This is a genomic window from Agathobaculum sp. (genome assembly GCF_050946325.1).
GTDB lineage: Bacteria > Bacillota > Clostridia > Oscillospirales > Butyricicoccaceae > Agathobaculum.
In genome coordinates this window covers 1-5,697 of record NZ_JBMNUP010000121.1, presented here as the reverse complement: position 1 = coordinate 5,697, position 5,697 = coordinate 1, and the positions used below count along the sequence as shown (strand labels likewise).

The 5,697-nt window shown below is 53.0% G+C and carries 4 protein-coding genes; 1 reads left to right on the top strand and 3 read right to left on the bottom strand.

The features are described from left to right. Positions 1 to 83 precede the first annotated feature (83 nt). A complete protein-coding gene (locus ACOYIE_RS08720) occupies positions 84 to 749 on the bottom strand; it encodes a gamma-glutamyl-gamma-aminobutyrate hydrolase family protein (RefSeq protein ID WP_433412377.1) in 666 nt (221 codons plus the stop codon). A gap of 114 nt (positions 750 to 863) precedes the next feature. On the opposite strand from ACOYIE_RS08720, the gene ACOYIE_RS08715 reads away from it, so the two are divergent. Further along, complete coding sequence (locus ACOYIE_RS08715; RefSeq protein WP_433412375.1) at positions 864 to 2,651, top strand: Na/Pi cotransporter family protein; 1,788 nt, start codon at positions 864 to 866, stop codon at positions 2,649 to 2,651. 47 nt (positions 2,652 to 2,698) lie between these two features. On the opposite strand, the gene ACOYIE_RS08710 is transcribed toward ACOYIE_RS08715, so the two are convergent. After that, complete coding sequence (locus ACOYIE_RS08710) at positions 2,699 to 4,828, bottom strand: hypothetical protein (RefSeq protein ID WP_433412373.1); 2,130 nt, start codon at positions 4,826 to 4,828, stop codon at positions 2,699 to 2,701. Then, the coding region (locus tag ACOYIE_RS08705; RefSeq protein ID WP_433412371.1) for an MMPL family transporter at positions 4,815 to 5,697 on the bottom strand (883 nt) is incomplete at its 5' end. The genes ACOYIE_RS08710 and ACOYIE_RS08705, both read right to left, overlap by 14 nt.

Below are 5,697 nucleotides of genomic sequence, written 5' to 3'. Positions count from 1 at the left end.
ATTGATGAAAATGTGGCAGACTGAATCGATAAGCGAACACAAAAAGACCGCCGTCAGGCGGTCTTTTTGTGTTATGAAATGATTTAGCACCGTTCTATCAGCCATTGGAACAGAGAAAGGTGATTTTCACCCTCTACATCGTCGCAGTGCGGCGGCACCATGCGTTCGGGATGCCACTGCACACCGAGAATGGGAGCGGAAACATGGATCAGCGCCTCAACGGTGCCGTCTGGCGCGCAGGCGGCAGCAGACAGGTCAGGTGCGATGCAATCCACTGTCTGGTGGTGGTAGCTGTTGACCTTTGGGGCGCTTCCGATGAGCGGCTGCAGCGATTCGCCGCATGAAACCGCATGGCAGCAATGCATGTGTCCGCTGATATGCTGCCGCAGCGTGCCGCCGAGGAAAACATTCAGGGCCTGAATGCCACGGCAAATGCCCAGAATAGGCTTGCGCCGGCGGAAAAATGCTTCAAACAGCGCCTGCTCTTCGGCATCGCGTGTGGTATCAATGGAAATCCGGCTTTCTGTTGTCTGCGCCTGCCCGTATAGGGCGGGATGCAGATCGCCGCCGCCTGCAAGCAGAAGCGCATCGCAATGTGCGGCCAAGCGCTGCGCACTGCCGCGGGTATATAAGACGCCGGTACCGCCGGCCTCCTCCAGGCAAGCGCCGTATAGTTCGGACTGTTGTCTGGATATAGATAAATTGCCGATATTTCGATTGGTGGAAATTAGAATTAGTGGAGATTGCACAGGCTTTTTCCTCCTTCCGTTTTTTCGTTGACAGACTTCGATAAATTGAGCTATACTACTCGTGTATGGATTAAAATAAAGAGATGTAAAATGTGTGTGAAACGGAGGATTCACATGGACTTTAATGTTCTGTCGATCATGCAGCTTGCCGGTGGGCTGGCGCTTTTTATCTATGGCATGACGACAATGGGAAAGGGTTTGGAGCGCGCTGCTGGGTCCAAACTGGAAAAAACACTGGAAAAAATGACGGGCAACATCTTTTCAGCGCTGCTGATGGGCCTGGTTGTCACAATGGTCATTCAGTCGTCCTCAGCGACGACGGTTATGGTGGTAGGCTTTGTAAATGCCGGCATCATGACGCTGAAACAGTCGGTAGGCGTTATTTTGGGCGCAAATATCGGTACGACGATTACCGCGCAGATTCTTCGTCTGGACAGCGGCGCGGCAGTGGGCGAAAATATTTTTATGCAGATGCTCAAGCCCAAAAATCTTGCGTATTTTATTGTACTGGTCGGCGTTATCCTTATGATGGTTGCCAAAAAACGCCGTACGCGCGATGTTGCGGATATTTTCAGCGGTTTTGGTATTTTGTTCATCGGTATGTCGGTGATGGAAAGTTCGGTTGCGCCGCTGGCTGAACTGCCGCAGTTTGCGCAGCTCTTTGCAGCAATTTCCAATCCGGTGCTGGGTGTGCTGGTTGGTACAGGCGTTACCGCGATTATTCAGTCTTCCTCGGCCTCTGTTGGTATTCTGCAAGCCCTGTCTACGACTGGCGCGATTACCTATGCGGCGGCGGTGCCAATCATTTTGGGCCAAAACATCGGCACCTGTATTACAGCGTTCCTGTCTTCGCTGGGCGGCTCCAAAAATGCGCGCCGCACGGCGATGGTACACTTCTATTTTAATCTGATTGGTTCCATTGTGTTCCTTGTCGGCATTTATGCCCTGCAATATACCGTTGGTTTTCCGTTCTGGCTGGACCCGATTGACAAGGGCGGTATTGCGAATTTCCACAGCCTGTTCAATGTCACCTGTACGCTGGTGTTCCTGCCGTTTACCGGCCTGCTGGTTCGTATGGCCGAGCGCAGTGTGCCGGAAGGCGAGCATCAGGATGACCCGCTGGCGCGTCTGGAGCCGCGTTTCCTGAAGACGCCGGCGCTGGCGCTCAGCCAGGCGCAGCGCTGCGTAGCGGATATGGGCGATGTGGCCAAGCAAAATCTTCATTTGGCTACGGAACCGCTGTTTGATCTTACTATGAAAGTAGACGAAGAGCTGTTCAGCAAAAATGAGTCCTTTTTGGACCAGGCAGAGGTGGAAATTGCGCGTTATTTGACGAATATGCATAATATTCGTTCTTTGGAGCAGCGCAGACAATCCGCAGAGATGATGCATGCGCTGTCTGACTTTGAAAAAATCGGCGACTATGCACAGAATATTTTTGAGAGAACGGAAGAACTGCGGCAGGCAGACCTATCCTTCTCCTCTCCGGCTTCGCAGGAGCTGCGGACCATGTGCATGGCTGTTGCAGAGGTGCTGGAGCTGACGGTAGAGGGCTATGTGACCAGCTCGGTTTCGGTGGCGCGCACAGTAGAGCCGCTGGAAGAGATTGTGGATACACTGAAAGAGCGCCTGAAAACCCGCCATTTGAAGCGGTTGAGCAACAATGAATGTACGATGCAGACGGGCATTCCTTTCCTGGATATCGTGCATGATTTGGAAAAGATCAGCGACCACTGCTCCAATATTGCGATTTATACCATCCAGCTGAGCGAAGGCGCGCAGGAATTTGATACGCATGCCTATGCGCGTGAGGGGTATCGCTCTACCAGCCAATACAGTGAAAAACTGAAGTATTATCAGCAAAAGTATATTGAGCCGATTGAGGCGCTGAATAGAGCCTGAATCAGTATATGAGAAGCGCCGCGTTCTGATGAACGCGGCGCTTTATTTTATTCTTCAGAGGCAAAGACGCTGTAAATTGCAGAAAATAGTTTTTTGAAAATATTCCCGATGCGGGCTAACACGCCCTCGTCTTCGGCCGCAGCTGCGGTGAAGTCATCCTCTTCGGAATCATCTGCTGAAATTTCACGGGTTCGGAGGATAAATTGCAGACTGGCGGGCGAAGGGTTGCGCTCGCTGGTGACAGACTGCAATTCGGCGGACGAGTCGAGATTGAGCATGTTGGTATCCTCTTCCAAATCCTTTTCCGCGTCGTCAAGCGCCTGATGAATGGAATCGGTTGCGTTTTGCATGCTGCCGGAACTGTTGGAAGCGGTGGCCTTTTGCAGTACGTCAAGCAGTCCGTCCAGCGAAGCCTGCAGGCTGGCGTCCGATTTGTCCCGTACAGAGCGCAGCGACTGCTGCACGGCGTTCAAAAGGCCGCTGGCGGAGGTCAGCGAATTGGCAAGTGATGTCATCAGCTCTTTGCTCTTGTCTGCGGCCGATGTGGCGTCCGTGGTCAGGGAATCAAGCGATTCGGAAAGGGAGGGGATATCTGCCAGCAGCTTATTGACACGTTCGAGCGTCTGATCCGCCAGCTTGGCAAACTGCTGTCCTTCGCTGGTGAAATCCTGCGCAAGACCGTCATAGTCGTCCAGCACGTCGTTGATATCCTCCAGATTGCTGATAATGCTTTCCGTCGTGGACAGCAGATCCTGCAAATTATCCGCCACGGATTCCAGATGTTTGAGGATTTTATCCAGTTCGCCGGCAAGTATGCCGGTATGCCCCTGCAGGTCATCCAACTGCTCCAGAATGGCATCCCGCTGCTCTTCTGAGATGATGCCGGCAGAGACGAGCTGATCCAGTGTGTTTTCAATTAATGCCGGAGCAAAACCGGACAATGCGCCGAGCGCAGCACGAAGCCTGCTGATGGCGCTGCTCAGATTGCCGGAATCGTTGGACAGGTCGGAGAAGGCGCGGCGCAGCTCGCTCAGGTACAGCCAGTCTGCGCTGGTTTCGTCCGAAAGGTCGTCCAGCAGATCATCCAGATTGCCGAGGGAAGTTTTGAGGTCGCGCAGCAGTTTCTGATATTCTGTTACATCCTCCGAGGAGTCTGTGAGCGTGCCGAGCATGCTGTTTACGGTGGCGTTGAGTGTGGTGAGCGTAGTTTTGGTTGACTCGAGTTCGGGAATCAGAGAATCGGATTTTCCGGCCAGTTCCTCCAATGCGTCAAGCGCCGCATCTGTTGCGGGATCGATGGTGCCGCGGTCGGCAATCAACTGGCGGCGCACATCATTGATACCGGCAATGCCGCCGGACAGCACATTGAGGCCGTTTTTCATGGATTGCATGGTGGAAAGCATGTCGCTCAGCCCTTCGTACAGGCTGTCCCCAGAATCACCGATGCGGTCTTTAATGCTGCGCATATCGGAAAGAATATCGAGGGAGGACAGCGTAGCGGGCGCCATGAACATGATCAGGCCCATGCTTTCAAAACAGTTGGAGCCGATGCGTGCCGTGAAGGTATTTTCTTCGCCAGGCAGTCCCATGAAAACCACAAATTTGTACGAGCCCATTGACTGAATCTGCGCGCCGGGCGCCTCAATAGAGAGTTCTTTGGACATATCAATGCCGGTGGCGCAGATCAGCATCATGTTGTTTTTGTAATATTCGCTGGCAAGGCTGTTTGGAACGGCATGGATGGTAATTTCGACCAGACCGCTCGCGCCGGCACACTTTTCTGCTTCAACCGGCACGCCGTTGAGTTTGTAGGAGACATCGAAATTCCACGGCATTTGCAGCGGTTCTGCGCCGTTGGGGATACACTCATAATAGAAGCGCTGCAAATCGTTGTCCGCAAGGCTCCAGTCTACGCTGCCATCACCGAGAACGGGTTCGTCATAGGTGGACATATTATACACATTGGTATAGTCGCCATAGTCTGTAAACTCTGTGTGGCCGTTCAGACTGACGCCTTTTACAATACGGGTCGTCTCTGGCTGACCGTAGTAATCCAGATTGACATATACCGCCTCATCGGTTTCGGTTTCCGGTGCGGCAGCGAACGCAGTCTGCGGCAGAAGCAGCGCACCCAGCAGCACGCAGGCCGTCAGACGGCGGATTTTATTTGCTTTCATGTTCATTTTCCTCCTTATCGACGGTCGAATCGGATGCTGTCTGGTCGTTTTGCTTTTGTTTACCGCCTATATGCAGCATGGTTTTCCACTTGTCCTTTACCTCGCGGTGGAGTGCGCGGCGGTTTTCGCGTATCTGCTCATGGAGGTGTACCCGCTGCTGATGCAGCGCGCTCAGTCGGGGCAGCACAAGCTTGGTCGCGCGGATGCGGTTCATCTTTGCATGCTTCTTGGCTGCATAATCGGGTTTTACAATCCAGCGGTCGAAAATTGTCAGGCAGGTAGGCAGCATAAACAGTACAAGCGCCATGCTCATTAACGCGCCGCGCCCAATGAGCTGACCGAGACCGCCGACTGCATCAACCGATGACAGAAAATAGAGAGAATAAGCAACGGTAGTCAGAATGGTACCTGAGGTGAGTACAGACTGCGCGCTTGCGGTTACCGCGCGGATTGCAGCCTCTTTCTTGTCACCCTGTGCCCGGGCATCCAGATAGTTGCCTGTGAGCAAAATGGAATAGTCGATGGTTGCGCCAAGCTGTACGCAGGATACGATGATGAAGCCGAGGAACAGGGTGCGCTGTCCGTAAATATAGGGGAGCGCGGTGTTCATATAAACGGCGGCTTCGATTGGAATCAGTACAACCAGCGGCAGCAGCAGCGCTTTGTATGTAATGGCAACTACCAGTGCAACGCCAAGCAGCGAAATAACATTGACAAAGCTGTAATCCGTGGTAAGCGTCTGCTTAATATCCTGCGTGGCAGTGGTTACGCCGATTAAATACGTCTGCTGATCGGGATAATGCTGGTTAATGATGGAACGGATTTCGTCCGCATACCGGAAAGCAGCTTCGCTTTCACCGGCGGAACGC

Coding starts and splice junctions, on each gene's coding strand:
- ACOYIE_RS08715 (WP_433412375.1), top strand. CDS start 864: ATGGACTTTAATGTTCTGTCGATCATGCAGCTTGCCGGTGGGCTGGCG.
- ACOYIE_RS08710 (WP_433412373.1), bottom strand. CDS start 4,828: ATGAAAGCAAATAAAATCCGCCGTCTGACGGCCTGCGTGCTGCTGGGT.